Consider the following 25,959-nt stretch of genomic DNA (forward strand, 5'->3'; position numbering starts at 1 on the left):
AGGTCTGACGGACGCTCAGCCGGCCAGTCGCCTGGCTATCAGGTGCAGCAGCGGAAACAGCAGCGCCCAGAGCAGGCCGATGCCGATCAGCGTGGGCAGTTCGCCGTAGGGGAACGCCACGCCGGCCAGTCGCCCACCGCCGTAGTAGGACAGCGCGCCGCCCACGGCCCCCAGGCTGCTCGCCAGCCACCACGGTCTAGCGCTCCATTGCAGGCAATGACGCAATGTCGTGGCCAGCAAAGCCCAGAGCAGCATCAGCCACAACGGGATCAGCGGCGACGGATCCTCGAAGGCAAACACACCCGCCGCGCGCAGCAGACTGTCCACGGCGGTGCCGACAATCACCACGCTGAGGATCAAACGCCCCTCAGCCGCCCAACTGCTGACCCAACGCAGATGAATCACCAATACTGCCAGCGCCAGCAACAGCCACAAACTGTTCCCGCCCAATACACAGGCCAGCCAGCCGAGCTGAAACAGCACGGCGTTCAGTGCATGCACACGCCATCGCTCAGGCATCGAAACGTCCGAGCAGCGGCGCAGGCATCGCCGCGGGTTTGGCGAGCAACAATTGCGCGGTGCCGATGGTGCGCTCAAGGAAGCCACCTTCGCAGTAGCACAGGTAAAACTCCCACAACCGCAGGAAATAATCGTCGTAGCCCAATTCGCTCAAGCGGCCGTGGGCGCGGCGAAAGTTCTCGTGCCACAGGCGCAGCGTACGCGCGTAATGCAGGCCGAAATCTTCCATGTGCAGCAGGTTCATGTCGGTCTCGCGACTGACCACTTCAAGCATTTTTTGCACGCAGGGCAGGGCGCCGCCGGGGAAGATGTAGCGCTGAATGAAGTCGACGCCGCGCTTGGCCTGTTCATAACGTTGTTCACGGATGGTGATGGCTTGCAACAGCATCAGGCCGTTGCTCTTGAGCAATTGCGCACACTGTTTGAAGTAAGTCGGCAGGAAGCGATGGCCGACGGCTTCGATCATCTCGATCGACACCAGTTTGTCGTATTGCCCGGTGAGGTCGCGGTAGTCCTGCAACAGCAGCGTCACTTGATCCTGCAGACCGAGTTGTTCGATGCGCCGTGCGGTGAATGCGAATTGCTCTTTGGACAATGTCGTGGTGGTGACATGACAGCCGTAATGCTGCGCGGCGTAGAGCGCCATGCTGCCCCAACCGGTGCCGATTTCCAGCAAATGGTCATCGGGTTTGAGCGCGAGTTTCTGGCAGATCCGTTCCAGTTTGTTCAACTGCGCCTGCTCCAGGCTGTCTTCGGCGCTGAGGAACTGCGCAGCCGAGTACATCATGGTCGGGTCGAGAAACTGCTCGAACAGTTCGTTGCCGAGGTCGTAATGCGCGGCGATGTTTTTCTGCGAGCCTCTGCGCGTGTTGCGATTGAGCCAGTGCAGGCCTTGCACAAGGGGCCGGCCGAGGCGAGCCAGGCCACCTTCCATGGCATCGAGCACTTCAAGGTTGCTGACAAACACCCGCACCACGGCGGTCAGATCCGGCGAACTCCAGTAACCGTGGATGAACGCCTCGCCCGCGCCGATCGAACCGCTGCTGGCGACCATGCCCCAGACCGCTGAATCCAGCACATGGATTTCCCCCAGCAACGGACTGCCCGGCGTACCGAACATCAACCGTTCGCCATCCTCGACCACCAGCAATTGCCCGTGTTTGAGCTGACCCAATTGGCGCAATACGCCGCGGCGCAGCAGCGACCCGGTCAAACCGTTGGTGCTGAGCCGACTGACCGACAGGCTAGAGGATTTCATGGCGGTGCTCCTTGGGAGGCACAGAGGCGGTTTGAAAGCTGCCGTCGGCAGCCTGATGAGCAAAGATCGGTGCCCGCTTGAGCAGCAGGCGCAGGGCTTGCCAGTAAATCGCCAACGCGGTTTTCGCGGTCATCCACGGAAAGCGTCGCAAGTAGCGATGCAGGCTGCGGCGGTCGAGGGTTTCGCGTTGCAGATTGAGGGTGGCGTCGAACAGTTTGTGTTCGCCCTGCCAGTCCGCCATGTGCACGCCGAGGTTTTGCGCGGCGGGGCTGAAACTCATGCGGTATTCAAGATCGCGGGGCAGAAACGGCGACACGTGAAACGCCTTGGCCACGGCAAAGTGCTGATGAAAATCCTGCAGATTCACCGGTGCCCGGGCCGGCAACACGTAGTGATAACGTTCGCGCCACGGCGTATTGGTGACTTCACAGACAATCGCTGCCAGTTGCCCGTCGGCCTCGTGGCAATAAAAGAAACTCACCGGATTGAACGACAATCCCCAACTGCGAGGCTGAGTCAGCAGGCACACCGCACCTTGCGGCTCATGACCGATGGCACCGCCGACCAGTTGGCGAACGGCATCGATCAGCTGTACACCGCGCTGGGTGAAGGTCTTGAGGTAATCGGTTTCGCGAAACGAAAACGGCGCGAAGCGACTGTGTCCGGCCAGCCGTGACAGGTTCAGCACTTCTTCCTGTTCGCTCAGATCCAGGTACAGCAAACCGATGCGGTAGCGGAACTGGTGGCGGCGCGGCGAGAAGCGCCGATGGCCGATCCAGCCGCTGTACAGGGCGCTGTTCATAGGGTCTCCCCGAACGAGGCGGCGACGCGCAAGGCGCTGACCACGCCGTCCTCATGGAAACCGTTGGCCCAGTAGGCGCCGCAATAATGGGTGTGCTGCGCGCCATCCAGTTCCGCCCAGCGATTCTGCGCCGCCACCGCCGCGAGGCTGAACTGCGGATGCGCGTAGGTGTATTTGGCCAGCACTTTGAACGGGCTGATGCCGGCGCTCTGATTGAGGCTGACGCAGAACGTGGTGTCGCTCTGGATGCCCTGCAGGATGTTCATGTCGTAGGTCACGGCGGCCTGGGTGTGGCCCGCGCCGCCGAGACGGAAATTCCAGCTCGCCCACGCCAGTTTGCGTGTCGGCAGCAAGCGTGTGTCGGTGTGCAGCACCACTTCGTTGTCGGCGTAGGGCAGAGCCCCGAGAATCGCCCGTTCGGCGTCGCTCGGGCTGCCGAGCAGGTGCAGTGCCTGATCGCTGTGACAGGCGAACACCACTTTGTCGAAACGCTCGATGCCGGCCGGGCTGTGGATAACCACGCCGTGCTCGTCGCGGTCGACCCGCGTCACTGCGCAGTTCAGGCGAATGTTGTCGTGGAAGGCCGCAGTCAGCGGCGCGACATAGGCGCTGGAACCTCCCTCGATTACCCGCCACTGCGGGCGGTCGCTGATCGATAACAACCCATGGTTCTTGAAAAACCGCACAAAGAACTGCAACGGGAAATTGAGCATTTCGGCCATCGGCATCGACCAGATCGCCGCGCCCATCGGCACGATGTAATGCAGGATGAAGCGCTCGCCGTAGCCGCCGGCCTTCAGATAGTCATCCAGGGTCATGTCGCTGGCGATGCGCAGTTCGGCGAGGTCGCGTTGGGCTTCTTTATTGAAACGCAGAATGTCGCGCAGCATGCCCCAGAATCCCGGTGACAACAGATTGCGGCGCTGGGCAAACAGGCTGTTGAGGTTGTTGCCGTTGTATTCCAGACCCGTGTCCGGGTCAGTCACCGAAAAACTCATCTCGGTCGGCTTCGAGGCCACGCCGAGCTGGTCGAGCAGGCGGATAAAGTTCGGGTACGTCCAGTCGTTGAATACGATGAAACCGGTATCCACCGCGTACGGGCGGCCATCGACGGTCACCTGCACCGTGTGCGTGTGGCCACCGACCCAGTCGCTGGCCTCGAACACATGCACCTCGTGTCGGCGATTGAGCAGGTAGGCGCAGGTGAGTCCGGCGATCCCGCTGCCGACAATGGCGATTTTCATGCCGGGTCCTTCAGCGGTGCCGGTTTGCGCACCATGCGCTTGCCGATGGCCAGTTGCAGGCCGGCGGGGAGTTTCGACAGCGGCCACAGCGCGGCCATGAACAAGGCCGGGAAGGCGATCTCCAGCGGCCGTTCCTTGAGCCTGGCGAAGATGTGCCGCGCGGCTTTACCCACAGGCCAACTGAGCGGCATGGGGAAATCGTTTTTCGCGGTCAGCGGCGTTTCGACGAAACCGGGGCTGACCACAGTGACTTCAATGCCTTCATCCGCGAGGTCGATGCGCAGCGATTCGAACAGGTAACGCAATCCCGCTTTCGACGCGCCATAGGCTTCGGCCCGGGGCAGCGGCAGGTACGTCACCGAGCTGGCGACGCCGACCAGATGTGGCGCGGTGCCTTTGCGCAACAGCGGCAGCGCGGCTTCGATGCAATAACTGCTGGCAAGCAGATTGGTGCGCACGACGTACTCGATGATCGAAGCGTCGAACTGTTTGGCATCGACGTATTCGCAGGTGCCGGCGTTGAGGATCACCGTGTCCAGCGAACCCCAGTCTTCGCGGATCTGTTCGCCGATTTCGCGCACGGTCTGGCTGTCGGTCAAGTCTCCCGGCACCACCAGCACTTGTCCCGGATAACGTTGCGACAACACTTTGAGCGGGGCGACCTGGCGCGAACTGACCGCCAGGTGCGCACCGGTTTTGAGGATTTCTTCAGCCAGCGCTGCGCCGATGCCACTGCTGGCCCCGGTCAACCAATAGCGCCGTGGAGGTGTACGACTCATCCCATTCTCCTTTTTAGCCAGGCGATGACCCGGCCCAATACGGGTAAATGTTCATACAACAGCGCCCCGGCATCGAAGTAATCCCGGTGGCGATAAACCTTGTCGCGCCAGAGCAGATGCGAACAGCCGCTGACCCGAATCAGCCGTCCGCCCGACAAACGCGGATGGCGGTAACTCATGACCCAGCGCAGATAACCTTCGCCATCGCCAATCTGGTCGTAACCGTGAAAATCGAAACGCAGCTCGCTGACGTTGGCGTACAGCTCGCTGAAGTAATTACGCAAATGCGCCAGGCCCTGCACCTCGTGCAGCGGGTCGGTGAAATGAATGTCATCGCTGTACAGCTCGCTCAAACGTTGCAAGTTGTCTTTGTTCAACTCGCCAAACTGTCGGGCGAAGCGGCGCAGGAATTCACTCATCGCCTTCTCCTGCAAACGCGCGCGAGGGCAGGTTCTTGAACGCTGTCAGCGCGCGCTCTCGAGATGCGCTCAGGTTGACGATCGGCGAAGGATAATCGGCGACGCCAAACAACCCGCCGAGCTTGGCCGGGTTATGCACGTCCTTTTTGTTCAGCCCGGCGAGCTCCGGCAGCCAGTGCTTGATGAACAGGCCTTCACTGTCGAATTTTTCCGACTGACTCAGCGGGTTGAAGATGCGGAAATACGGCGCCGAATCGGTGCCGGTCGAAGAACTCCATTGCCAGCCGCCGTTGTTGGCCGCCAAGTCTCCATCAATCAGATGACGCATGAAGAAGCGCTCGCCTTCGCGCCAATCGATCAACAGGTTTTTTGTCAGAAACATCGCCACGACCATGCGCAGACGGTTGTGCATCCAGCCGGTATCCAGCAGTTGGCGCATCGCCGCGTCGATGATCGGCAGACCGGTGCGCGCCTCTTGCCAGGCGGCGAGGTCCTCCGGCGCGTCGCGCCAGGCCAGCGCCTCGGTTTCCGGGCGGAAGGCCCGATGACGCGAAACCCGTGGGTAGCCGACCAGGATGTGTTTGTAGAACTCGCGCCACAGCAGTTCGTTGATCCAGGTGACCGCACCGACCTTGCCGCTTTCGAATTCACCCTGATTGCTTTGCAGGGCGGCGTGCAGGCACTGGCGCGGCGAGATCACCCCGGCGGCGAGGTACGCCGACAGCTGACTGGTACCGGGCTTGGCGGGAAAATCGCGTTCACTCTGGTAGTAATCGATTTGTGCGTCGGTAAAGGTCTCGAGGCGACGCCGGGCTTCTTTTTCACCGGCCGGCCACAGCGCGCGCAGGGATTCACTCGGCGTGGCGAAGCCTTTCACGGCAGCGGGAACCGGGTCGCTGTCGATCGCCGGTTTTGCCTGTTTGCCGGGTGCCTTGACCAGCGCCGGCATCGAGCGATGCAAGCGTTCGTAACAGACTTTTCTGAACTGGCTGAACACCTTGAAGTAGGTGCCGGTCTTGGTCAGCACGGTGCCGGGTTTGAACAGCAGCTGATCGAGGTAACTGTGGAATTCGATGCCTTCGGCGTTCAGCGCTTCGGCCACCGCTGCGTCGCGACGGCTTTCGTGGACGCCGTATTCCTCGTTGACGTGCACCGCTTCGATGTTCAGTTGCCGACAGAGTTTGAGTAGCTCTGCCGGCGCCTGATCCCAATGCGCGGCAGTGCGAATCAACACTGGAATATTCAGCGAGCCGAGGCTTTCGCTCAGTGCCTGCAGATTGCGCAGCCAGAAATCCACTTTGCACGCGGCGTCATCGTGTTGTTGCCACTGCTGCGGGCTCAACAGGTACACAGCCACGGTCGGGCCGCGGGCTGCGGCGGCCGCGAGGGCGGTGTTGTCGTGATGGCGCAGATCGCTGCGCAGCCAGATCAATTGCATGAAATTAAACCCATCATTAAATCAGCCCACGCTGAACGAGTGCCTGGTGTGCTGAAAGCAAATCTTCAGCCAGGTACAAATCAGCGATTTCGGAAGTTCTTACGGACAACTCGGCGTGGTGGATGCATACCGTTGGTCCGACAATCATCTTGGTGCAACTGACTCCGTTCAGTAGTTTCGGCAGCGGCGCAAGGAGCATGGCTTTGCTGGAATACAGCAGTACGCCACGGGCTTGCAGGTGATCCGCTGCCAGTGCCAATTCGCCGGCCGGCAGCGGCCAGTCAAACACCTGCACCGGGCAATCGGCGCTGCTGATCAACCACGCGCAAAGCCACAGGTGAGGTTCGAGTGGCAGATCCGATTGGTTGATCAGCAGCAGCGGCGCACCGTGCAACTGGCGATTGTTATGGTAGATGCGTGCGCCGAATTTGCTGCGTAACCAGGAATAAAAGAACACCCGTTCCAGCTGCGCACCGAACTGGCCTTGCCAGCGCTGCTCGAGTTCTGCCAGCAGCGGCATGAGCAATTGCTCGCACAAGGTGCGCGGCGGATAGAGCGCCATGGCTTGATTGACGCTATCGTCGAGGTTGCGCTCGTTGAGTACGGCCACGGCCTGCAGCAAGGTCTGGCGCAACGGCTGCCAGTCGTTTTCGGCCGACTCGGTATAGGCTTGCGGCGTGTCGAGCAAGGGCTTGACCTGACTGACCGCGACGCCGCGATTGAGCCAGGTGAGGATGGTCAGGATGCGTTGCACGTGTTCCGCCGAATACAGCCGGTGCCCCTTGGGCGTTCGCTGCGGGATGACCAGCCCGTAGCGACGCTCCCACGCGCGCAGGGTGATCGCATTGACGCCAGTCTGCCGCGCGACTTCGCGAATGGGCAGCCAGCCTTCGTCGAGGGCTTTCTTGAAGTCGGCGCCGAGGTCTTCGCGGGCGCTGGTATCAGGTGTGTCGTTCATTAGATGGCGTTTCGCAGGCTGAGATTTTCCGGATGCGGCTGCAGGTAAACCTGCTGCGCAATGTACGGATCCGGGTGTTGACGAAAGTGATGCTTGAGCAGCGTCAGCGGCACCACCAGCGGCACGATGCCGAGGCGGTACTGGCCGATGACGTGGACCATTTCCTGTTTGTCTTCGGCGCTGATCGCCTGTTTCAGGTAACCACTGATGTGCTGCAGGACATTGCTGTGCGTGCCGCGTGTGGCGCATTTTTTCAGCGCCGCCATCAGTTCGCTGAAATACCGCGGGCCGAGTTCGACCGGGTCGGTCTGGCCCATGTTGCCGAGCAATTTACCCAGCGATTTGTAGTGCTGCGGGCTGTGGGCCATCAGCAGGTATTTGTAGCGCGAGTGGAATTCGGTCAGGGCTCGGCGGCTCAAGCCCTGTTCAAGCAGATGCTGCCAGGCGCTGTAGGCGTACACGCGGGTGATGAAATTTTCTCGCAGCACCGGATCGTTCAGGCGTCCGGCTTCTTCCACCGGCAAATCCGGGTGCGCGGCGCAGAAGGCTTGAGCGTAGATCCCCCGCCCGCCGCCGGTTACCGGAGCGCCATTGGCTTGGTAGACCTTGACCCGTTCCAGGCCGCAGGACGGCGATTGCTGCATGAAGATGTAGCCGCAGATGTCAGTCAGTTCGCCGGCCATTTTTTCGCCGTATCCGGCAAGGCGCGCGGTGACGTTGAACTCGGGATTGACCGTGCCGACGGCTTCGGGATGCTCAGGATGTCCGACCAGGCGAATGGGCTCACGCGGAATGCCCATGCCGATGGCGACTTCCGGACAGACTTCGACAAATTCGAAATAGTCGCGCAGGGTCCGGCTGCACAGCCGCGCCTCTTTGTGCCCGCCGTTGTAACGCACCTCGGCGCCCATCAGGCAGGCGCTGATGGCGATTTTGGGTTTGCACTCGGAAAGATCGGACATGGGCACCTCGAATCCATACCTGTACAGAGCGTGATCTCTGTACAACTTTTCTTCAGCATAGATTCAAAGTTGTGCAAGTCAAACTATTTGTATAGGTTTTTGAGATGAGGGAGCGCTGTTTATTTCCAGCCTTGCAGCCATTCAGCGTTATTTCGCAGCGTCTGCCATTCAAGCCGCTCGGCGCGTTTGGTGAGTACCGCTTGCAGTTCAATCTCCAGCACCGTGCCGTCCTCATCACGGAACAGCTCGGTCACCAGAAAGTGCTTTTCGCGGTTTTGCGGGTGGGCTGCTGTCCATTTCGACAGCAGCAGTTTCTGCGGATTGAGGCGGTTCACTGCAGGTGTTCGTGCAAACGTCGCGCGGCTTCCTGACCACTGAGCCAGGCACCTTCGACTCGACCCGACAGGCACCAGTCGCCGCACGCGTACAAGCCCAGATCGGCGTCCGCCAGCGTGCCCCATTCGTGGCCGGTTGCAGGCCGGGCGTAGAGCCAGCGGTGAGCGAGACTGAAGGTCGGCGCGGGCATGGCGCTGTGCAGCAGTTCGGCGAACGCGCCGTGCAGTTGCTCGATCACCGCTTCCTTGGGCAGGTCGATGTGTTGCCGGCTCCAGGCGCTGGTGGCGTGCAACACCCAGGTGTCGAGGGTGTTGTCGCGCCCCGGTTTGCTGCGGTTGCGCGCCAGCCAGTCGAGTGGACTGTCCTGCACGAAACAGCCTTCAATCGGCGTATCCAGCGGCGTGTCGAAGCCGAGGGCGACGGCCCACGTCGGCTCCATTTTCACCCCGGCGGCGGCACCGGCAAGTTTCGGCGCGGCGGCCAGTAACGCAGTGGCCTGCGGTGCCGGCGTGGCGATCACTACGTGGCTGAAGGGGCCATGGGTGAAGCCCTCGGCGTCCTGCAGATGCCAGTGTTCTTCGCCGCGATAGACCTCGGTGATCCGGCAAGCGAAATGCACTTCCAGACCGTCGAGCAGGCCGCGCGTGATGGCGCTCATGCGCGGCGCGCCGACCCAGCGGGTCTGCTCGTCCGGCGACAGGTTCAGTTGTCCACCGTGGTAGGTGTAGAGCTGCGGCGTCCACTCGGCGACCCAGCCCTGGCTTTGCCAACGCTGCACCTCAGTGACGAAACGCCGGTCACGAGCAGTGAAATATTGCGCGCCCATGTCCAGTGAACCGGCGTCGCTGCGCTTGCTCGACATGCGTCCGCCGCTGCCGCGACTTTTATCGAACAATTGGACGGTATGTCCGGTCTCAGTCAACGCCTGAGCTGCGGAGAGTCCGGCGATGCCGGTGCCGATGATTGCGATAGGTACAGTCATAGGGGCCTCGTTTACCTTTCTGTACAGACTACGCCGTGGATGAAACCTGTACAATTTTGTTTTTTGGTATAACTTCCAGCGTTCTCGTTCTGACAGCTTGGCCTATGGTTAAACAATAGAGCCTGCCCGATAGAAAAGATCCCTGCTTATAAAAATAGACTAGTGATCCGGGTAAAACGCCACGCGAGGAAGAAGTCATGCACATATTGCTGACCGGCGGTACTGGTTTGATCGGACGTCAGCTCTGCCGGCACTGGTTGCAGCAGGGCCATCGCCTGACGGTGTGGAGTCGTCGCCCGGAAAAAGTCGCGAAAATCTGTGGTGCGCAAGTACGTGGCATCGCCCGTCTGGAAGACGTTGGCGAGGAACCGCTGGACGCCATCGTCAACCTTGCCGGCGCGCCGATTGCCGATCGGCCGTGGACGCATCGGCGCAAGGCGTTGTTGTGGAGCAGCCGCATCAAGCTCACGGAGTCGTTGCTGGTGTGGCTGGAAACCCGTGCGCAAAAACCGCCGCTGTTGATCTCCGGCTCGGCGATTGGCTGGTACGGCGACGGTGGTGAGCGCGAGCTGAGCGAAGATTCACCGCCGGTGATCGACGATTTCGCCAGCCAGTTGTGCATCGCCTGGGAAGAAACCGCGCTGCGCGCCGAGTCGTTGGGGATGCGCGTGGTGCTGGTGCGCACCGGTCTGGTGCTGTCGGCCGAGGGCGGCTTTTTGTCGCGGCTGTTGCTGCCGTTCAAACTCGGGCTGGGCGGGCCTTTGGGCAATGGTCGGCAGTGGATGCCGTGGATTCACATCAACGATCAAATCGCCCTGATTGATTTTCTTCTGCACCGCGATCAGGCCAGTGGTCCTTATAATGCGTGCGCACCAAACCCGGTGCGCAATCGCGAATTTGCCAAGACGCTGGGCAGCGTATTGCACCGCCCGGCGTTCATGCCGATGCCGACCCTGGCGTTGAAAGTCGGCCTCGGCGAGATGTCTTTGTTGTTGCTTGGCGGCCAGAAGGCCACGCCGGCACGCTTGCTGGAAGCGGGCTTCACTTTCCAGTTCACGGATTTACGCGCGGCTCTGGATGATCTCTCCAGCCGCCTCTGAAATAGGACGTTGCATGACCGATCACGCCTTGCTTCTGGTCAACCTGGGTTCCCCGGCCTCCACCTCGGTGGCCGATGTGCGCAGTTACCTCAATCAATTTCTGATGGACCCGTACGTGATCGACCTGCCGTGGCCGGTGCGGCGTCTGCTGGTTTCACTGATTCTGATCAAACGCCCGGAGCAATCAGCGCATGCCTACGCCTCGATCTGGTGGGAGGAGGGCTCGCCGCTGGTGGTGCTCAGCCGTCGCCTGCAAGAGCAGATGAAAGCGCAGTGGAAGCAAGGCCCGGTCGAGCTGGCGATGCGCTACGGCGAACCGTCGATTGAAACGCGCCTGTTGCAACTGGTCGCGGCGGGGCACAAGCGCATCACGCTGGCGCCGCTTTATCCGCAGTTCGCCGATAGCACCACGACCACGGTGATCGAAGAAGCCAAGCGTGTGATCCGCGCAAAGAAACTCGATGTGCAGTTGTCGATCCTGCAACCGTTTTACGATCAGCCGGAATACCTCGACGCGCTGGTCGAAAGCGCCCGGCCGCATTTGCAGCAGGATTACGATCACTTGCTGTTGAGCTTCCATGGCTTGCCGGAGCGGCATCTGACCAAGCTCGATCCGACCGGTAATCACTGCTTCAAGAATGAAGACTGCTGCAAGAATGCTTCGCCGGCGGTGTTGGCCACCTGTTATCGCGCGCAATGCTTGCGCACCGCGAAGCTGTTCGCTGAGCGCATGGGCTTGCCGGACGGCAAATGGTCAGTGTCGTTTCAGTCGCGTCTGGGCAAGGCAAAGTGGATCGAACCGTACACCGAAGCGCGGCTGGATGAGCTGGCGAAAAGCGGCGTGAAGAAGATTCTGGTGATGTGCCCGGCGTTTGTTGCCGACTGCATCGAGACGCTGGAAGAGATCGGCGATCGCGGCAAGGAACAGTTCCGCGAGGCGGGGGGCGAGGAGTTGGTGCTGGTGCCGTGCCTGAATGACGACCCGCAATGGGCGAAGGCGTTGGCCACTCTTTGCGAAAGAGCGCCGCTTGCGTTGTGATGATCGTTCCCACGCTCTGCGTGGGAATACAGCCCGTGACGCTCCGCGTCACTGGACGCAGAGCGTCCCTAGAGGCATTCCCACGCGGAGCGTGGGAACGATCAGAAAAATCTTCAAGCCTTAGATCAGCGGCTCATCCGCCTTCTTGTGCTTCCAGCTGTCATTGCCCGGCAGAATCAGGTTCAGCGCAATCGCCACCACCGCGCACAGCGCGATGCCTTTGAGGCCGAAGTCATCCGGGCCGGTGCCGGTGCCGACCAGCACTCCACCAATACCGAACACCAGCGTTACCGAAACGATCACCAGGTTGCGCGCTTCGCCCAGATCGATCTTGTGACGGATCAGGGTGTTCATGCCCACCGCCGCAATCGAACCGAACAACAGGCACAGAATCCCGCCCATCACCGGCACCGGAATGCTTTGCAGCAGGGCGCCGAACTTGCCGATGAACGCCAGACTGATGGCGAAGATCGCCGCCCAGGTCATGATTTTCGGGTTGTAGTTCTTGGTCAGCATCACGGCGCCAGTCACTTCGGCGTACGTGGTATTCGGCGGACCACCGAACAGGCCGGCAGCGGTGGTGGCAATGCCGTCACCCAGCAGCGTGCGGTGCAGGCCCGGCTTCTTCAGGTAATCGCGGCCGGTCACACTACCGACGGCAATCACGCCGCCAATGTGCTCGATGGCTGGAGCCAGCGCCACGGGAACGATGAACAGAATCGCCTGCCAGTTGAATTCCGGCGCGGTGAAGTGCGGGATCGCAAACCACGGTGCAGCGGCAATTTTCGCGGTATCGACCACGCCGAAATAGAACGCCATGCCAAAGCCGACCAACACGCCGGAAATGATCGGCACCAGGCGGAAGATGCCCTTGCCGAACACCGCCACGATCAACGTGGTCAGCAGCGCCGGCATCGAAATCATCATCGCGGTCTGGTAGTGGATCAGTTCGGAACCATCGCCCGCCTTGCCCATCGCCATGTTCGCGGCAATCGGCGCCATGGCCAGGCCGATGGAAATGATCACCGGACCGATCACCACCGGTGGCAGCAGACGGTCAATGAAGCCGGTGCCTTTGATCTTCACGGCAAGGCCCAGGAAGGTGTAGACGAAACCGGCCGCCATCACGCCGCCCATGGTCGCGGCGAGGCCGAACTGGCCCTTGGCGAGAATGATCGGGGTGATGAAAGCGAAGCTCGACGCGAGGAACACCGGTACCTGACGCCCGGTGACGATCTGGAACAGAATCGTCCCAAGACCTGCGGTAAACAGTGCCACGTTCGGGTCCAGGCCCGTGATCAGCGGCATCAGCACCAAAGCGCCGAAAGCCACGAACAGCATCTGGGCGCCGGACAGCACCGTGCGCCAGAGCGGATCGTTGAACTCTTGCTGCATGGTTACGCGTCCTTCTGCTTGGTGCCGAAGATCTTGTCACCGGCGTCGCCAAGTCCAGGGATGATGTAACCGTGTTCGTTCAAACGCTCATCAATGGACGCGGTGTAGATGGTCACGTCCGGGTGAGCCTTCTCGACGGCAGCAATGCCTTCCGGCGCGGCAACCAGCACCATCGCGCGGATGTCTTTGCAGCCAGCCTTTTTCAACAGATCAATGGTCGCGACCATCGAGCTGCCGGTGGCGAGCATCGGGTCGATGATCATGGCCAACCGTTCGTCGATTTCCGGAACCAGTTTTTCCAGATAAGTGTGGGCTTGCAGGGTTTCTTCGTTACGGGCAACGCCCACAGCGGACACCTTGGCGCCCGGGATCAGGCTCAGCACGCCTTCAAGCATGCCGATGCCAGCGCGCAGGATCGGCACGACGGTGATCTTCTTGCCGGCGATTTTCTCGACCGACACGGTGCCGCACCAGCCTGGGATATCGTAGGATTCGAGCGGCAAATCTTTTGTAGCTTCATAGGTCAACAGGGCGCCGACTTCCTGAGCAAGCTCGCGGAAATTCTTGGTGCTGATGTCAGCGCGGCGCATCAGGCCGAGTTTATGGCGGATCAGCGGGTGGCGGATCTCGAGGATGGGCATGGAAAAACTCCGGCGGCGGGCAAAAAAACCGGCCTAGATTAATCTATCCGAGGGTGATGTCCTATAGGACATTGAGTACGTTAGTCCATTAAGGCTTGATTCGACCTCGCGGGATGCGTACCTTTGCCCGCTTTTCCGAAAAACATCCCCCTGGAGAGCGCCATGTCCGCTGATCTCGAGCATATCCGTCAAATCATGCGAGAGGCTGACTGCCTGTACACCGAAGCTGAAGTCGAGGCTGCCATCGCCCGCGTCGGTGCACAAATCAACGAACAACTGGCCGACAGCAACCCGGTGGTGTTCTGTGTGATGAACGGCGGCCTGATTTTCTCCGGCAAGCTGCTGACGCACCTGCAATTCCCGCTGGAAGCGTCCTACCTGCACGCGACCCGTTATCGCAATGAAACCAGCGGCGGCGACCTGTTCTGGAAAGCCAAGCCGGAAGTCTCGTTCATCGACCGTGACGTGCTGATCATCGACGACATCCTCGACGAAGGTCACACCCTGGGCGCGATCATCGACTTCTGCAAACACGCCGGCGCGCGCAAAGTGCACACCGCCGTGCTGATCGACAAGGATCACGACCGCAAGGCGCGTCCAGACCTGAAAGCCGATTTCGTAGGCCTGCCGTGCGTCGACCGTTACATTTTCGGTTACGGCATGGACTACAAAGGCTACTGGCGCAACGCCAACGGGATCTTCGCCGTTAAAGGAATGTAAGAACCCTGCAGTATCCCCTGTGGGAGCGGGCTTGCTCGCGAAGGCGTCGTGTCAGTCAACATTATTGACCGCTGATACGCCGCTTTCGCGAGCAAGCCCGCTCCCACGGTTGTTTTGTGTGGGCTGATCCGTTTTGTACACCCATGCTAGAGTGCTCGGCCCCGCCCTCCGGAGCCTGTCATGAGCCTCTTGATCCGCAGCTGCGCCGCCCTGTTGCTGACCCTCAGCCTGCCCTTGGCCGCCGCCCCGATGCACAGCCAATTCTTGCCGCCGGACGACCTGACCCTGCGTGATGCCGAGCCTGAGCAGCAGCAACTGTTGCAGGTCACCGACTATTCAGTGGTGGTTGGTGCCCAGCGTCAGTCCAATCAGCAGCCGATTCCGGTCACCTCGCCACTGATGATCCGCCTCAAGGGCAAGTCTTTGAACAAAGGTGCGACGATCAGTCAGGTGCTGGTCAATTTCGATGGCGAAAGCAAAAGCCTGAAAAAGCCGATCTACGACGACAAGAGCAAAACCCTGACGCTGTTTTATCCGCTGGCCCAATACCGGGTGGTGATCGATCTGCTGCGCAACGAAACCATTTATGTGCAGTTCCTCAGTTACGCCAACGGCCACATCTGGGCCGATTTGCACACCGGCAGCACGCGCGCGCGTTGAGCCCTGAGCCTGCGCAGGGGTAAACTGCCCGCCCCGTGTAATGTCTGCGAGCTGGAGTCGGCAATGCGTAAAGATAAGAAACAAGTGATTGGTGACGAGATTGGCGATGAGCAGATCAAGCTGTTCCTCGATTTTGAACCGGTCGACGCCACCTCGCCGTCGCTGCACAAACTGATCAAGGCCTACCGAGGCCTGCGCATCGATGACTTCGAACGCTTCCTGGGCTTTTTCGTTGAAGCCGGCTACGACGTTGATGGCAAGGACGAGCAAGGCAAGACCTTCGTTGACCTGATCGCCGATCAGCGCAACGCCCCGGACTATATCGAACTCATCGAAAAGTCCCGCACCTGAAGTCACTCACAATCCCTGTGGTGAGGGGGCTTGCCCCCGTTCGGCTGCGCAGCAGTCGCAAATCCGTTGATTGCGGTGTGCCTGATTCACCTTGCCAGCAGATTTTGGGGCCGCTTCGCAGCCCAGCGGGGATAAATCCCCTCGCCACAGAAGTCTTGCCAATGTTCACGCGTAAAAAAACGCCCCGCACTCACTGAGTACGGGGCGTTTTTTTATGCCGCAAGATCAAGCGAAGCTTGGGGTCTCGCTGCTTTCTTCAACCAGTTCCAGGGCGATGTTGTTCTGCGTGTTGATCTTGCGATACAGCGCAGCATCGGTTTCCAGAACCTTTTCACGGGCCGGGAAGATTTCCGCGAGCTTGCCAGCCCACTCACCCTTGGCCTTGGCCGGGAAGCACTTCTCGATCAGTTCCAGCATGATCGAAACGGTCACCGAAGCACCCGGCGAAGCGCCAAGCAGGGCGGCGAGGGAACCGTCCTTCGCGGCCACCAGTTCGGTACCGAACTGCAGGATGCCGCCTTTTTTCGGGTCTTTCTTGATGATCTGCACCCGTTGGCCGGCCACTTCCAGGCGCCAGTCTTCGGCTTTCGCCTGCGGATAGAAACGACGCAGGGAATCCAGACGCTGCTCCATCGACTGCATCACTTCGCTGACCAGGTACTTGGTCAGGTCCATGTTGTTCTTGGCCACGGCCAGCATCGGGCCGATGTTGCCGGCGCGAACCGACAGCGGCAGGTCCATGAAGGAGCCGTGCTTGAGGAACTTGGTGGTGAAACCGGCGTATGGCCCGAACAGCAGCGACTTCTTGCCATCGACCACGCGGGTGTCCAGGTGCGGCACCGACATCGGAGGCGAACCCACGGCAGCCTGGCTGTAAACCTTGGCCTGGTGATGCTTGACCACGTCCGGGTTGTCGCAACGCAGCCACTGGCCGCTGATCGGGAAGCCGCCGAAGCCTTTGCTTTCTTCGATGCCCGAAGCCTGTAGCAACGGCAAAGCCGCGCCGCCCGCGCCAAGGAAGACGAATTTGGCGTCGACTTCACGGCTGTTGCCGCTGTTGACGTCTTTGATGCTGACGGTCCAGCCACCGTTGTTGCGCTTGAGGCCGGTCACGCGCTTGCAGTATTTGACCTGGGTGTCCGGTGCGCTGGTCAGGTGCTTGAGCAACTGATTGGTCAGGGCGCCGAAGTTGACGTCGGTGCCGTTCATCACGCGAGTGGCGGCGAGGACTTCGTCCGGCGAGCGGCCCGGCATCATCAGCGGCATCCACTCGGCCATCTTCGCTTTGTCTTCGGTGTATTCCATGTCGGAGAAAGCGTGGTGCTTGCTCAACACGTCGAAGCGTTCCTTGAGGAAGGAAACGCCTTTGTCGCCCTGCACGAAGCTCAGGTGCGGTACCGGACTGATGAAGGATTTGCACGAGCCGAAGGTGCCTTTTTTGGTCAGGTACGACCAGAACTGCTTGGACACTTCGAACTGGGTGTTGATGTGCACGGCTTTCTTGATGTCGACGGTGCCGTCGGCTGCCTGTGGCGTGTAGTTCAGCTCGCACAGGCCGGCGTGGCCGGTACCGGCGTTGTTCCACGGGTTGGAACTCTCCGCAGCACCGGAATCCATCAGCTCGACAACTTCCAGTTTGATCGCCGGATCGAGCTCTTTGAGCAGCACTGCAAGGGTGGCACTCATGATGCCGGCCCCAACCAGTACTACGTCGACTGCTTCGTTATGCGCCATTTAACGCGTCTCCAAAATCTGCAGCACCAAATTGTCGGCATGGCTGCCAGGCGTTCCGGGGCGAGTCAGTGGTGCCCCAGGTAACGGTGGTCAGGTTCGCCATGTCCGAATCTTCGCAATTTTTCGCAACTCTGACGGATGCAGGCGGCCTGGCCTCAAGAGCTCCATGAACTCATTTCAGCACGCGGCTGGCAATTCGACTTATGGTCGAGACATCCGTTTTTGTGCAACCAAATCCGTAGCGGACAGGCTTCAGGCTCCGGTATTCGAGGTATGGCCGGTCCTGTGTCGTTGGGCTGTTTCAGACGCTAATGGTGCATGTTCAGACGCAAAACTATTCATTTGCTCGCCACACTCTTGTGAAGTTGTGAAAACCCGTTTTTTTCACGCTCTTTTGAAGACGTGAACCTCAAAAAGGGCTGTCGAAGCCTGGCACCGTGCCCGCAAGGGCAGAACAACGCGGTGGCCGAGCGTAATGACAGCTCTGCAGATTCGCGAAAAGCGGGGTTTTGCCGGAAGAACAGGCAAGCGCGCCAACTTCACTCGATCTGTGTGGGCGGCTCTCTGTGGGCGATTTTGATGCCAATGCCTGCGCATTGACGCTGTTGCGGGGCCCGATCAGGAGACGTCCTTATAATCGGGGGGAGATTGTATCGAAGAAATGCGGGCAGTTGCTCGTGTTTAATGACTTTTATTAGGCATCCGGTCAGATGCTCAACATCGCCTGCACCCGTGCGCGAGGCTGCGACGCTATGACGCGGGCGCTGGCGGGCAGTGGCTGGTTCAACCAGTTGAGGCGGATTTCATCGATTTCCACCCAACCGTCGCCCATTGGCTGCAGGCTGCACTGTTTGAACGCCTGGCAGTGGCCGTTGCGGTCAAGCAGGGCGAAGCTGCGGTGCAACGGGCGTGGGGCGAACAACGAGATCAGAAAACGCATGGCCGAGTACCTTGTTGGGGGACTGCTTTGAAGGTTGTCAAAGGGCCGTGACGTCAAGGTGTATGGGCGGTGAAGAATGTGTGACAGGAACCGCTTTCGACGGGGTTTGTCAGACATTTCAGTATTCACCGCGCGATGCTGGTGACCCGCAGTGGCCCACCGCTATACTGCCGGCCTGTTTGTGCCTGATTCTGGAGAGAAGAGCATGTTGCAACGCCTGTTGTTCGGTTTGATCACTGTGGCCGGTTTGACTCTGGCCGGCTGCGCCCACAGCCCGCAACAACTGAGTCCGGAACCGAAACTGACCACCCAGCTGGCACCGGTCGGCCGTGGCCAGCCAGTCGTGGTGCGTGTGGTCGACGGTCGTCCGTCGCCAACCCTCGGCACTCGTGGCGGTCTGTACCCGGAAACCAGCGCCATTACCGTGCAGCGCGAGCAGATCCTGCCGAAGCTGCAGGCTCAGGCTGAAGCCGCCGTGCGCCTGCTCGGGTTCACCCCGACCAACAACGCGCCGAATGCACCGCAGCTGACCGTGACCCTGGCCGAACTGAAATATCAGTCGCCGAAAGAAGGCATGTACGTGACCGAAGCCACCATCGGCGCGACCTTCCGCTCCGACGTGCAGAACGCCAACCGTCGTTACAGTGGCCGCTACGGTGCCTCGCTGGATCAGCGTTTCGGCATGGCGCCGAACCAGGAAACCAACACCAAACTGGTCAGCGATGTATTGAGCGATGCGCTGACGCGTCTGTTCAAGGACCCGACCGTGGGTCAGATCCTCGCCGAGTAAGTGTTGCGGCTGATGCAAAAAAGCCCGGTGCCAGCAATGGCCCCGGGCTTTTTCATAACAGCACGATTTTCCTGAACAGCCCTGGAACCTTGTGGGAGGGGCTTGCTCCCGAAAGCGCTGGATCAATCAATTATAAGTCGACTGACACACTGTCTTCGGGAGCAAGCCCCCTCCCACAGGAACGGTGGTGTGTCAGGCAGCTTGGGAGTAGAAGTCGAGCACGCTGACACCCGTCAGCAAATCGGTCTCGGGCAAATCCGCGTGCTGATGCCCGCCCAGCGCGCAATACACCAGCCAGTGGCGATCCTGAACATTGAAAGCGAGGCTGCCGACGAGGCTTTGCTGTTCGTCGTAAGGGGTGATGAGGTAAAGGCGATCCTGGTTTTCAGCGTGGAGCATGACGCGTTCCGTGTCGGTTTCGAGGCGCGCATGGTGGTGCATCCACATGACGAAGCCGTGACACAGGACAGCCATCGGTCGATTGTCGCGTTATTTATCGTAAAGGTGAGGCTTCGCAGGACGGTTTCGGTAGAATCGCGCCGCGGTCGTCGGTCTGGCGCCTGCCACACCGATTACGTTTTGAGGTCTGTGATGTCGCTGCACTTGATGACGCTGTTTACCGCCCATCCCGCCAAATTGATCAACCTGCTGGCGTTGCTGCTGGCATTTCCCGGCAGTTGGCTGCTGCACGCAACCCGTCGCCGCGAACAACGCGCGATGGCCAGCATTGCTGCGCAGCGCCAGGCGCAACCGAACGCCGAGCCGATCCTCGATTGGGCGACGCTGCGCATGAACCGGTTTTTCTATCGCTTCGGATTTGCCTGCCTGGGTCTGGCCCTGATCATCTCGTGGATCAGCACCCGCTACTAAAAGCGAACCCTGTGGTGAGGGGATTTATCCACGTTGAGGGCTCAGCCCCCCCAGCTTTTACCTGAGAAAAACAGAGCCTGCTGCGCAGTCCAACGGGGATAAATCCCCACGCCACAAGTGCACAGTGGTTTGCTTACAGCGCCAACCCAGCCTTGACCCGATACTGATTGCGCACTGGCGTCGCATATTGCAGCACCAGATACGGGCGATGCTCTTCAGGGCAGGCGTCCAGTCGGCTTTGCCATTCTTCCTGCGCCTTGGCCAGCTCATCGGCCGGGAACACCTCAGCGGCTTTCGGCACATTCAATTGCGGATCCGCGTCCGCCCACTGCGCATACGCCAGGTAGTGCACCGGGAATAACCGGTAGCCGCCGAGAATCTGCTTGTCCATTTCGACCGCCAATTGCTTGGTGTCTTCGAACAGCTCTTTGATCGGCGCTGCGAAGTTCACGTGCACCCGGCCCTTGTAGCCGGTAATGCCCTTGGCAATGCTCACATCGTCCTCGCCCGGCGCTTTCGCGTAAGTGCCTGTGGTGGCGCGGATGTACAGCTCGCGGGCCTTGGCCTGGTCGCAGGGGTCGTATTCGTAGCTGATCGACACCGGGGTCAGGTTCAGCGACTGAATAACCTCGCCGAACGGCTCGTCCTTGCGGCTCATGTGGAACATCTTGAGGATCGCCGACTCGGTACGGTCGTCGCCGTCCTTCGCCCGGCCTTCGGCCTGGGCGATCCAGATCGAGGCGCAATCGTTGCGGATCGAGTGGTTGATGTAGGCCGACAGCAATTGATACGCGGCCATTTTCTCGCGGCGCCCGGTGATCGAGCGATGCACGATAAAGCTCTTGTTCAGGCGCATCAGGTCGCTGACAAACGGCTTTTGCAGCAGGTTGTCGCCAATCGCGATGCGCGGCGTTGGCAGGCCGGCGTGGTACACGGCGTAGTTGACGAAGGCCGGGTCCATCACGATGTCACGGTGGTTGGCGATGAACAGGTAGGCGCTGCCGGACTTGAATTGCTCGACGCCGGTATAGGTCACGCCATCGGTGGCGCGCTCGATCGTGTGGTCGACGTAGAACTCGACTTTGTCCTGCAAAGTGGCCACCGAGGTCACGTCGGCAAACTCACGACGCAACCGATGGGCTATAAGTGGTTTGAGCATCCAGCCGAAGGCACCGGCAAAACGCGGGAAGCGGAAGTGGGTGAGGATATCTAGAAACGCCTTGTCGCCGAGCAGTCGTGCCAGTACCGCAGGTACTTCGCTGTCGTTGTAAGGTCGGATGGCATCGAATTCGCCCATCATGCTCTCTTGTTGGAAACGGCTAGGGTAAGTAAAGGTGTTGATCGAACACCACGGGGCACGGTCTGAAAAAGTAGCCAGACAAAAATAGCCCTGCAAATAGACCGGCGATTATACGCACAAGTCACCTGGGAGACCGCGATGCTGGAAAGCGCACTGTATGAATGTCCGTATTGTGGTGAAGAGGTCGAGACGACGGTGGACCTGTCCGGTGGCGATCAGACCTACATCGAGGACTGTCAGGTGTGTTGTCGACCGATCACGTTTGTCTTGCAGGTTCACGGCGAGGATTGGTTTCTGGAAGTCTTCAGTGAAAACGAGTGAGGGGCGCCCATGCAGCGAATCTACGAGCCGGAAAACCTGATGGAAGGTGAAATGCTCAAGGGCATGCTCGCCAGCGAAGGCATCGAGGCGCATCTGGTCGGGCGCGATTTGCTCGGCGGCACCGGCGAGTTGCCGATTTTCGGCCTGTTGGGGCTGTCGGTCGACAACGATCAGGCCGAGTACGCCCGTGAGTTGATCACCGCGTACAATGCCGCGCTGCCGCTGCCCGGCGATGAACCGGAGAGCTTCCCCGGTACGCTGGTCTGTTAGGCTGACGTTCGTTTTATTTCTGAGTTGTGTTGCCCCATGTGTGGACGTTATGCCCTGTTTCGCTGGAACCGCGACTTCGCGGCCCTGCCAGGTTTTCCTGCCGATCAACTGGCGCAGTGGAACATTTCCCCCAATGATTCGGTGTTGATGCTGCGTGCCGCTGAAGACGGCCAGCGCACATTGGCCCGTGCGCGCTGGGGGCTGACGCCACCGTGGCTGACCGATCTGTCGCGTACGCCGGCGCATGCCCGGGCGGAAACCGTGGCGGAGCAGCCGATGTTCCGTGAAGCGCTGCGTTTGCGTCGCTGCCTGCTGCCGGCCAACGGTTTTTACGAGTGGCGCGGCACCCAGCGCAAGCGTCCGTACTGGCTCACACCGGGCGAGGGTTCCTCGCTGTTTTTTGCGGCGATCTGGGAAGCCTATCCGGTGCAGGAACAGGTGTGGCTGAGCACGGCGGTTATCACGCAAGCGGCGGCCAGTCAGCGCCGGCCGTTGATTCTCGATGAGGCGGGGCAGGCAGCGTGGCTGGATCCCGCGACGCCTCTGCATGTGCTGCAGGGGTTGCTCGCCAGTGAGCCGGCGGCGCTGCGCGAGCGGGTGCTGGCGAACATGGTCAACGATCCGAAACTCAACGGGCCGGAGTGCCTGACCCCGGGATAAGTGGGGGTAGATCAAGAGCCCCTCACCTCAGCCCTCTCCCGGAGGGAGAGGGGACTGACTGGGGGATATTGCAGAGCTGCGCCGACTTGAAAGTGCTTTGCCGAATCCATATTCGCCACGATATTTCAGGTCGATGTATGGCGGGAGGCAATTCGATCGGCCCCCTCTCCCTCGGGGAGAGGGTTGGGTGAGGGGCTTTTGCCCTTAAACCTTGAACTGATTGATCAACCGCCGCTGCTGCTCCGCCAGTTTGGTCAGATCGGCACTCGCCGAACTCGACTCATCCGCGCCGCCCGCCACTTCATTCGCCACCTGACCGATATTGATCACATTGCGGTTGATGTCGTCGGCCACTGCACTTTGTTCCTCGGCCGCACTGGCAATCTGCGTGTTCATGTCGTTGATCACCGACACCGCCTGGGTAATCGTTTCCAGCGCCTGCGCCGCTTTCGCCGCGTGCTGCACGCTTTCGTCGGTGCGGTTCTGGCTGTCTTCCATGACCCGCACCACGTCGCGGGTGCCCTGTTGCAGTTGCTGGATCATCGACTGGATTTCTTCAGTGGCTTTCTGGGTTTTCTGCGCCAGATTGCGCACTTCATCTGCTACCACCGCAAAGCCGCGACCCTGTTCGCCGGCCCGCGCCGCTTCAATCGCGGCGTTCAGCGCCAGCAGATTGGTCTGCTCGGCGATCCCGCGAATCGCGGTCAGAATCGCATTGATGTTCTCGCTGTCCTTGGCCAGGTTTTGCACCACGTCCACGGCCTTGCCGATTTCCACCGCCAGCACGCCAATCGAATTCGACGTGTCACGCACAATCTGCATGCCCTGACTGGCCGCCTGATCCGCGTGGCTGGCGGCCTGCGCGGCCTGGGTGGCGTTGCGGGCCACGTCCTGCGCGGTGGCGGTCATTTCCTGCACCGCCGTGGCGACCTGATCAATCTCGGCCATCTGTTTCTGGATGCCGATGTTGGTGCGAATGGCGATGTCGGCCGTGTGTTCCGAGGAGTCGCTGACGCTCTGGACCGACGTTACCACTTGCGTGATCATCGCCTGCAACTTGGCGAGGAAGGTGTTGAAACCCTTGGCGATCGAGCCCAGTTCATCACTGCGATCGCTGGTCAAACGACGGGTCAGATCACCTTCGCCCTGGGCGATGTCATTGAGCATGGCGACCATCTGCTTCAGCGGCCGGGCGATGCCGTGGCCGACCAGCCAGATCACCAACAGGCCGAGGCCGGCGATGAGCAGGCCGACCATGGCCATGCCGAAGGTGTCGGATTTGCGCTGCGCGTCGAGGTCGGCCTGAAGTTTTTGCAGGTCGGCCATCACCGCGTTCAACGGCAATTGCAGCATCAGCGTCCAGCGCGCGTCGGTCTGGCCGATGCCGAACGGCAGGTACAACTCGATGCGGCCCTTGTCCTTGTCTACGGAGTAGGTCACTTCGCCGCGCTTGAGATTGGCGATGTTGGCAATCTGCTGAGCATCAAGGATATCGCTGACCTTTTCGCCAAATTTGCTCGGGTCCTTGGTGTAGGCGACGATCCGCCCGTTGCCGCCGACCAGCGCCATCTCACCGGCACCGCTGTAGAGTTTCTGGTTCGCACCCAGGAGCATTTCCTGAATGAAGTTCACCGACAGGTCGGCGCCGACGATGCCCTGGAAGGCACCGTTGAGCATGATCGGTTCAATAAAGGAGGCGAGCATGACGATCTTGTCGCCGACCTTGTAGGGTGCCGGATCGATCACACAGGACTTCTTGCTCTCTTTCGAGCACAGGTAGTACTCGCTGGCGCGCACGCCGGTGGACAGGACTTTCTGGTCATCGACGTCGACCAGTTTGTCGAGGCCGAGGGTGCCGTCGTCGTTGCGGAACCACCACGGCAGGAAGCGCCCGTTGGCCGCGTCGATGCCCACTACGCTGGTGCCGACGTAAGCGGCGTCGTTGTGATCCAGAGCGTTTTTTTCCCAGCCGATGTAGGTGCCGAGAATCTTCGGGTTCTTTTCGACGTTCTCTTTGATCAGGCTGATCAGTTGTTCACGGCTGACGGACAGTCGTGGCTGGCCATCGGCGCCCGGCGTGCCGAGCAGGGCGTTGACCCGCACCAGTCCGCCGGCAATCAGCAGCGGCGCTTCGAGTTCGCGCTGGATCTGGCTGACCTGGGTTTGTGCCAACGAGGTCAGGCGCTGTTCTATGACTTGCTCGAACTGAGCCTGGGTGCGCTGTTGCACCATCTCTTGCGTACGTGCGCCGGAAAACAGCGCATACAACACCAGCGCTGCAACCACGCTGAGGACGATGGCGCCGGCCAGGGCGGCGACGGAAAACTGGATCGACTTGAACTTCATGGGGGCTCCGCACGCAAGAGGACGTCTGCGCTGATGTATCGGCAGCAGACATCGGGCCATGAGTGGGGCGGGGCGGAATTGAAAGGGCATGTCGCAAATGGATCGGTAGGCGACGCGGTGGCTTGGCGCCTGGCGCAAGTTGTGAATTTTTTGCGACAGCAACCGTGGGAATTATCTGAAAGTCGCTACAGCGCGTCCGGTGTATCTGGCGCCGATACAATTACCCGCCTAGGATACGCGGCAGGTTTTCAGGGAGCTTTTGAATGAACAAGACATTGGTTGTAAGTGCACTGAGCGCAGCGCTGTTGCTGGCCGGTTGTCAGTCGGTCAACACCACCAGCGGCGGCGCCGTCGGTGTGGAGCGCAAGCAGTACATGTTCAGCATGCTGTCCTCGCAAGAGGTCGACCAGATGTATGCCCAGTCGTATCAGAAGACCGTTGGCGAGGCATCCAGCAAAGGTGTGCTGGACAAAACCAGCAATGAAGCCAAGCGGGTACAGGCGATTGCCAACCGCTTGATCGCCCAGGCGCCGAACTTCCGACCGGATGCCGCGCAATGGCAGTGGGAAGTCAATCTGATCAAGAGTGATGAACTCAACGCCAACTGTGGTCCTGGCGGCAAGATCATTTTCTACACCGGGCTGATCGACAGCCTGAAACTCACCGACGATGAAATCGCTGCGGTGATGGGCCATGAGATTGCTCACGCCCTGCGCGAGCACGGTCGTGAAGCGATGTCCAAGGCCTACGGCATTGAAATGGCCAAGCAGGGTGCGGGCGCGTTGCTCGGTCTGGGTCAGGACAGCCTGGCGCTGGCCGACACCGTGGCCAACTACGGGATGACGCTGCCCAACAGCCGCGCCAACGAAAACGAAGCCGACCTGATTGGTCTGGAACTGGCCGCACGCGCCGGGTACAACCCGAACGCGGCGATCACGTTGTGGAACAAGATGAGCAAGGCCTCGGAAGGCGCACCGCCGGAATTCATGAGCACGCACCCGGCGTCGTCCAGCCGGATCGCTTCGTTGCAGGCGGCGATTCCGAAGGTCATGCCGCTGTATGAGAAAGCGCCGAAGTCCTGAAGCAATGATCGCTCCCGCACTCGATGCGGGAGCGATCTGCCGG

Annotated in this window: 29 protein-coding genes; 11 read left to right on the top strand and 18 right to left on the bottom strand. The window is 60.4% G+C overall.

Annotated elements, in window-relative coordinates:
* Positions 1 to 15: 15 nt before the first annotated feature.
* The 11 genes from F2P67_RS14760 to F2P67_RS14810 form a co-directional block, all read right to left on the bottom strand.
* A complete protein-coding gene (locus F2P67_RS14760; protein ID WP_166221186.1) occupies positions 16 to 519 on the bottom strand; it encodes a DUF2878 domain-containing protein in 504 nt (167 codons plus the stop codon).
* Complete coding sequence (locus F2P67_RS14765) at positions 512 to 1,777, bottom strand: SAM-dependent methyltransferase (protein WP_166221188.1); 1,266 nt, start codon at positions 1,775 to 1,777, stop codon at positions 512 to 514. Before F2P67_RS14765 ends, F2P67_RS14760 begins: the two co-directional genes overlap by 8 nt.
* Positions 1,764 to 2,579 (bottom strand): DUF1365 domain-containing protein, encoded by an 816-nt coding sequence (locus F2P67_RS14770; RefSeq protein ID WP_166221190.1) that lies wholly within the window; start codon positions 2,577 to 2,579, stop codon positions 1,764 to 1,766. Before F2P67_RS14770 ends, F2P67_RS14765 begins: the two co-directional genes overlap by 14 nt.
* Entirely contained in the window at positions 2,576 to 3,823 is a 1,248-nt protein-coding gene (locus F2P67_RS14775) for an NAD(P)/FAD-dependent oxidoreductase (RefSeq protein ID WP_166221192.1), read from the bottom strand. Before F2P67_RS14775 ends, F2P67_RS14770 begins: the two co-directional genes overlap by 4 nt.
* The gene (locus F2P67_RS14780; protein ID WP_166221194.1) at positions 3,820 to 4,602 is read right to left on the bottom strand and encodes an SDR family NAD(P)-dependent oxidoreductase; all 783 of its coding nucleotides are present in this window, start codon (positions 4,600 to 4,602) and stop codon (positions 3,820 to 3,822) included. The genes F2P67_RS14775 and F2P67_RS14780 overlap by 4 nt, the downstream gene beginning before the upstream one ends.
* Entirely contained in the window at positions 4,599 to 5,021 is a 423-nt protein-coding gene (locus tag F2P67_RS14785) for a nuclear transport factor 2 family protein (RefSeq protein WP_166221196.1), read from the bottom strand. The genes F2P67_RS14780 and F2P67_RS14785 overlap by 4 nt, the downstream gene beginning before the upstream one ends.
* Positions 5,014 to 6,459, bottom strand: a complete 1,446-nt coding sequence (phrB, locus tag F2P67_RS14790; protein ID WP_166221198.1) for a deoxyribodipyrimidine photo-lyase — start codon at positions 6,457 to 6,459, stop codon at positions 5,014 to 5,016. The genes F2P67_RS14785 and phrB overlap by 8 nt, the downstream gene beginning before the upstream one ends.
* Before the next feature lie 16 nt (positions 6,460 to 6,475).
* Positions 6,476 to 7,417: a MerR family transcriptional regulator gene (locus tag F2P67_RS14795; protein WP_166221200.1), complete on the bottom strand. Its 942-nt coding sequence runs from the start codon at positions 7,415 to 7,417 to the stop codon at positions 6,476 to 6,478.
* Positions 7,417 to 8,379: a YbgA family protein gene (locus tag F2P67_RS14800; RefSeq protein WP_166221202.1), complete on the bottom strand. Its 963-nt coding sequence runs from the start codon at positions 8,377 to 8,379 to the stop codon at positions 7,417 to 7,419. Before F2P67_RS14800 ends, F2P67_RS14795 begins: the two co-directional genes overlap by 1 nt.
* Before the next feature lie 119 nt (positions 8,380 to 8,498).
* Positions 8,499 to 8,714 carry a TIGR02450 family Trp-rich protein gene (locus F2P67_RS14805; protein ID WP_166221204.1) on the bottom strand — a complete coding sequence of 72 codons (216 nt, stop codon included), beginning with the start codon at positions 8,712 to 8,714 and terminating at the stop codon, positions 8,499 to 8,501.
* On the bottom strand, positions 8,711 to 9,697 hold the full coding sequence (locus F2P67_RS14810) for an NAD(P)/FAD-dependent oxidoreductase (RefSeq protein ID WP_166221206.1): 987 nt from the start codon (positions 9,695 to 9,697) through the stop codon (positions 8,711 to 8,713). The genes F2P67_RS14805 and F2P67_RS14810 overlap by 4 nt, the downstream gene beginning before the upstream one ends.
* Positions 9,698 to 9,894: 197 nt before the next feature.
* On the opposite strand from F2P67_RS14810, the gene F2P67_RS14815 reads away from it, so the two are divergent.
* Positions 9,895 to 10,797 (top strand): TIGR01777 family oxidoreductase, encoded by a 903-nt coding sequence (locus F2P67_RS14815; protein WP_166221208.1) that lies wholly within the window; start codon positions 9,895 to 9,897, stop codon positions 10,795 to 10,797.
* A gap of 13 nt (positions 10,798 to 10,810) precedes the next feature.
* Complete coding sequence (hemH, locus tag F2P67_RS14820; protein ID WP_166221210.1) at positions 10,811 to 11,836, top strand: ferrochelatase; 1,026 nt, start codon at positions 10,811 to 10,813, stop codon at positions 11,834 to 11,836.
* A 120-nt stretch (positions 11,837 to 11,956) separates the two neighbouring features.
* Here the strand turns inward: hemH and F2P67_RS14825 are convergent, their stop codons facing one another.
* Both F2P67_RS14825 and upp read right to left on the bottom strand, forming a co-directional pair.
* Positions 11,957 to 13,231: a uracil-xanthine permease family protein gene (locus tag F2P67_RS14825; RefSeq protein WP_166221212.1), complete on the bottom strand. Its 1,275-nt coding sequence runs from the start codon at positions 13,229 to 13,231 to the stop codon at positions 11,957 to 11,959.
* A gap of 2 nt (positions 13,232 to 13,233) precedes the next feature.
* Positions 13,234 to 13,872: a uracil phosphoribosyltransferase gene (gene upp, locus F2P67_RS14830; RefSeq protein WP_122599134.1), complete on the bottom strand. Its 639-nt coding sequence runs from the start codon at positions 13,870 to 13,872 to the stop codon at positions 13,234 to 13,236.
* 162 nt (positions 13,873 to 14,034) lie between these two features.
* Between upp and F2P67_RS14835 the strand changes: the two genes are divergently transcribed.
* The 3 genes from F2P67_RS14835 to F2P67_RS14845 all read left to right on the top strand — a co-directional run bounded on the left by F2P67_RS14835 (position 14,035) and on the right by F2P67_RS14845 (position 15,603).
* Positions 14,035 to 14,592, top strand: coding sequence for a hypoxanthine-guanine phosphoribosyltransferase (locus F2P67_RS14835; protein WP_108592715.1), 558 nt, complete (start codon positions 14,035 to 14,037; stop codon positions 14,590 to 14,592).
* A 180-nt stretch (positions 14,593 to 14,772) separates the two neighbouring features.
* Positions 14,773 to 15,252 carry a hypothetical protein gene (locus F2P67_RS14840; protein ID WP_166221214.1) on the top strand — a complete coding sequence of 160 codons (480 nt, stop codon included), beginning with the start codon at positions 14,773 to 14,775 and terminating at the stop codon, positions 15,250 to 15,252.
* A 63-nt stretch (positions 15,253 to 15,315) separates the two neighbouring features.
* The gene (locus tag F2P67_RS14845; RefSeq protein ID WP_025109327.1) at positions 15,316 to 15,603 is read left to right on the top strand and encodes a PA4642 family protein; all 288 of its coding nucleotides are present in this window, start codon (positions 15,316 to 15,318) and stop codon (positions 15,601 to 15,603) included.
* Between the two features lie 225 nt (positions 15,604 to 15,828).
* On the opposite strand, the gene mqo is transcribed toward F2P67_RS14845, so the two are convergent.
* Positions 15,829 to 17,337 (bottom strand): malate dehydrogenase (quinone), encoded by a 1,509-nt coding sequence (gene mqo, locus F2P67_RS14850; RefSeq protein WP_166221216.1) that lies wholly within the window; start codon positions 17,335 to 17,337, stop codon positions 15,829 to 15,831.
* Positions 17,338 to 18,043: 706 nt separating this feature from the next.
* Positions 18,044 to 18,277, bottom strand: coding sequence for a hypothetical protein (locus tag F2P67_RS14855; protein ID WP_166221218.1), 234 nt, complete (start codon positions 18,275 to 18,277; stop codon positions 18,044 to 18,046).
* A 205-nt stretch (positions 18,278 to 18,482) separates the two neighbouring features.
* Between F2P67_RS14855 and F2P67_RS14860 the strand changes: the two genes are divergently transcribed.
* Positions 18,483 to 19,067 carry a YajG family lipoprotein gene (locus tag F2P67_RS14860; RefSeq protein ID WP_166221220.1) on the top strand — a complete coding sequence of 195 codons (585 nt, stop codon included), beginning with the start codon at positions 18,483 to 18,485 and terminating at the stop codon, positions 19,065 to 19,067.
* A gap of 192 nt (positions 19,068 to 19,259) precedes the next feature.
* On the opposite strand, the gene F2P67_RS14865 is transcribed toward F2P67_RS14860, so the two are convergent.
* Positions 19,260 to 19,466 (bottom strand): hypothetical protein, encoded by a 207-nt coding sequence (locus tag F2P67_RS14865; protein WP_008083982.1) that lies wholly within the window; start codon positions 19,464 to 19,466, stop codon positions 19,260 to 19,262.
* A 192-nt stretch (positions 19,467 to 19,658) separates the two neighbouring features.
* Here F2P67_RS14865 and F2P67_RS14870 point away from each other — a divergent pair, with 192 nt between their 5' ends.
* The gene (locus F2P67_RS14870; protein WP_166221222.1) at positions 19,659 to 19,937 is read left to right on the top strand and encodes a hypothetical protein; all 279 of its coding nucleotides are present in this window, start codon (positions 19,659 to 19,661) and stop codon (positions 19,935 to 19,937) included.
* 133 nt (positions 19,938 to 20,070) lie between these two features.
* Here the strand turns inward: F2P67_RS14870 and F2P67_RS14875 are convergent, their stop codons facing one another.
* Complete coding sequence (locus tag F2P67_RS14875) at positions 20,071 to 21,234, bottom strand: 1-acyl-sn-glycerol-3-phosphate acyltransferase (RefSeq protein ID WP_178120931.1); 1,164 nt, start codon at positions 21,232 to 21,234, stop codon at positions 20,071 to 20,073.
* 141 nt (positions 21,235 to 21,375) lie between these two features.
* On the opposite strand from F2P67_RS14875, the gene F2P67_RS14880 reads away from it, so the two are divergent.
* The 3 genes from F2P67_RS14880 to F2P67_RS14890 are packed head-to-tail and all read left to right on the top strand — an operon-like array spanning position 21,376 to position 22,488.
* Entirely contained in the window at positions 21,376 to 21,558 is a 183-nt protein-coding gene (locus tag F2P67_RS14880) for a CPXCG motif-containing cysteine-rich protein (protein ID WP_020799766.1), read from the top strand.
* A 9-nt stretch (positions 21,559 to 21,567) separates the two neighbouring features.
* Positions 21,568 to 21,828 carry a putative signal transducing protein gene (locus F2P67_RS14885; protein ID WP_025109321.1) on the top strand — a complete coding sequence of 87 codons (261 nt, stop codon included), beginning with the start codon at positions 21,568 to 21,570 and terminating at the stop codon, positions 21,826 to 21,828.
* A 36-nt stretch (positions 21,829 to 21,864) separates the two neighbouring features.
* Complete coding sequence (locus F2P67_RS14890; protein WP_166221226.1) at positions 21,865 to 22,488, top strand: SOS response-associated peptidase; 624 nt, start codon at positions 21,865 to 21,867, stop codon at positions 22,486 to 22,488.
* 204 nt (positions 22,489 to 22,692) lie between these two features.
* Here the strand turns inward: F2P67_RS14890 and F2P67_RS14895 are convergent, their stop codons facing one another.
* Positions 22,693 to 24,834 (bottom strand): methyl-accepting chemotaxis protein, encoded by a 2,142-nt coding sequence (locus F2P67_RS14895; RefSeq protein WP_166221228.1) that lies wholly within the window; start codon positions 24,832 to 24,834, stop codon positions 22,693 to 22,695.
* Between the two features lie 263 nt (positions 24,835 to 25,097).
* On the opposite strand from F2P67_RS14895, the gene F2P67_RS14900 reads away from it, so the two are divergent.
* A complete protein-coding gene (locus F2P67_RS14900; RefSeq protein ID WP_096822780.1) occupies positions 25,098 to 25,916 on the top strand; it encodes a M48 family metallopeptidase in 819 nt (272 codons plus the stop codon).
* Positions 25,917 to 25,959 lie beyond the last annotated feature (43 nt).

The organism is Pseudomonas atagonensis (assembly GCF_011369485.1).
GTDB lineage: Bacteria > Pseudomonadota > Gammaproteobacteria > Pseudomonadales > Pseudomonadaceae > Aquipseudomonas > Aquipseudomonas atagonensis.

Coding starts and splice junctions, on each gene's coding strand:
- F2P67_RS14760 (WP_166221186.1), bottom strand. CDS start 519: ATGCCTGAGCGATGGCGTGTGCATGCACTGAACGCCGTGCTGTTTCAG.
- F2P67_RS14765 (WP_166221188.1), bottom strand. CDS start 1,777: ATGAAATCCTCTAGCCTGTCGGTCAGTCGGCTCAGCACCAACGGTTTG.
- F2P67_RS14770 (WP_166221190.1), bottom strand. CDS start 2,579: ATGAACAGCGCCCTGTACAGCGGCTGGATCGGCCATCGGCGCTTCTCG.
- F2P67_RS14775 (WP_166221192.1), bottom strand. CDS start 3,823: ATGAAAATCGCCATTGTCGGCAGCGGGATCGCCGGACTCACCTGCGCC.
- F2P67_RS14780 (WP_166221194.1), bottom strand. CDS start 4,602: ATGAGTCGTACACCTCCACGGCGCTATTGGTTGACCGGGGCCAGCAGT.
- F2P67_RS14785 (WP_166221196.1), bottom strand. CDS start 5,021: ATGAGTGAATTCCTGCGCCGCTTCGCCCGACAGTTTGGCGAGTTGAAC.
- phrB (WP_166221198.1), bottom strand. CDS start 6,459: ATGCAATTGATCTGGCTGCGCAGCGATCTGCGCCATCACGACAACACC.
- F2P67_RS14795 (WP_166221200.1), bottom strand. CDS start 7,417: ATGAACGACACACCTGATACCAGCGCCCGCGAAGACCTCGGCGCCGAC.
- F2P67_RS14800 (WP_166221202.1), bottom strand. CDS start 8,379: ATGTCCGATCTTTCCGAGTGCAAACCCAAAATCGCCATCAGCGCCTGC.
- F2P67_RS14810 (WP_166221206.1), bottom strand. CDS start 9,697: ATGACTGTACCTATCGCAATCATCGGCACCGGCATCGCCGGACTCTCC.
- F2P67_RS14815 (WP_166221208.1), top strand. CDS start 9,895: ATGCACATATTGCTGACCGGCGGTACTGGTTTGATCGGACGTCAGCTC.
- hemH (WP_166221210.1), top strand. CDS start 10,811: ATGACCGATCACGCCTTGCTTCTGGTCAACCTGGGTTCCCCGGCCTCC.
- F2P67_RS14825 (WP_166221212.1), bottom strand. CDS start 13,231: ATGCAGCAAGAGTTCAACGATCCGCTCTGGCGCACGGTGCTGTCCGGC.
- upp (WP_122599134.1), bottom strand. CDS start 13,872: ATGCCCATCCTCGAGATCCGCCACCCGCTGATCCGCCATAAACTCGGC.
- F2P67_RS14835 (WP_108592715.1), top strand. CDS start 14,035: ATGTCCGCTGATCTCGAGCATATCCGTCAAATCATGCGAGAGGCTGAC.
- F2P67_RS14840 (WP_166221214.1), top strand. CDS start 14,773: ATGAGCCTCTTGATCCGCAGCTGCGCCGCCCTGTTGCTGACCCTCAGC.
- F2P67_RS14845 (WP_025109327.1), top strand. CDS start 15,316: ATGCGTAAAGATAAGAAACAAGTGATTGGTGACGAGATTGGCGATGAG.
- mqo (WP_166221216.1), bottom strand. CDS start 17,337: ATGGCGCATAACGAAGCAGTCGACGTAGTACTGGTTGGGGCCGGCATC.
- F2P67_RS14855 (WP_166221218.1), bottom strand. CDS start 18,277: ATGCGTTTTCTGATCTCGTTGTTCGCCCCACGCCCGTTGCACCGCAGC.
- F2P67_RS14860 (WP_166221220.1), top strand. CDS start 18,483: ATGTTGCAACGCCTGTTGTTCGGTTTGATCACTGTGGCCGGTTTGACT.
- F2P67_RS14865 (WP_008083982.1), bottom strand. CDS start 19,466: ATGCTCCACGCTGAAAACCAGGATCGCCTTTACCTCATCACCCCTTAC.
- F2P67_RS14870 (WP_166221222.1), top strand. CDS start 19,659: ATGTCGCTGCACTTGATGACGCTGTTTACCGCCCATCCCGCCAAATTG.
- F2P67_RS14875 (WP_178120931.1), bottom strand. CDS start 21,234: ATGGGCGAATTCGATGCCATCCGACCTTACAACGACAGCGAAGTACCT.
- F2P67_RS14880 (WP_020799766.1), top strand. CDS start 21,376: ATGCTGGAAAGCGCACTGTATGAATGTCCGTATTGTGGTGAAGAGGTC.
- F2P67_RS14885 (WP_025109321.1), top strand. CDS start 21,568: ATGCAGCGAATCTACGAGCCGGAAAACCTGATGGAAGGTGAAATGCTC.
- F2P67_RS14890 (WP_166221226.1), top strand. CDS start 21,865: ATGTGTGGACGTTATGCCCTGTTTCGCTGGAACCGCGACTTCGCGGCC.
- F2P67_RS14895 (WP_166221228.1), bottom strand. CDS start 24,834: ATGAAGTTCAAGTCGATCCAGTTTTCCGTCGCCGCCCTGGCCGGCGCC.
- F2P67_RS14900 (WP_096822780.1), top strand. CDS start 25,098: ATGAACAAGACATTGGTTGTAAGTGCACTGAGCGCAGCGCTGTTGCTG.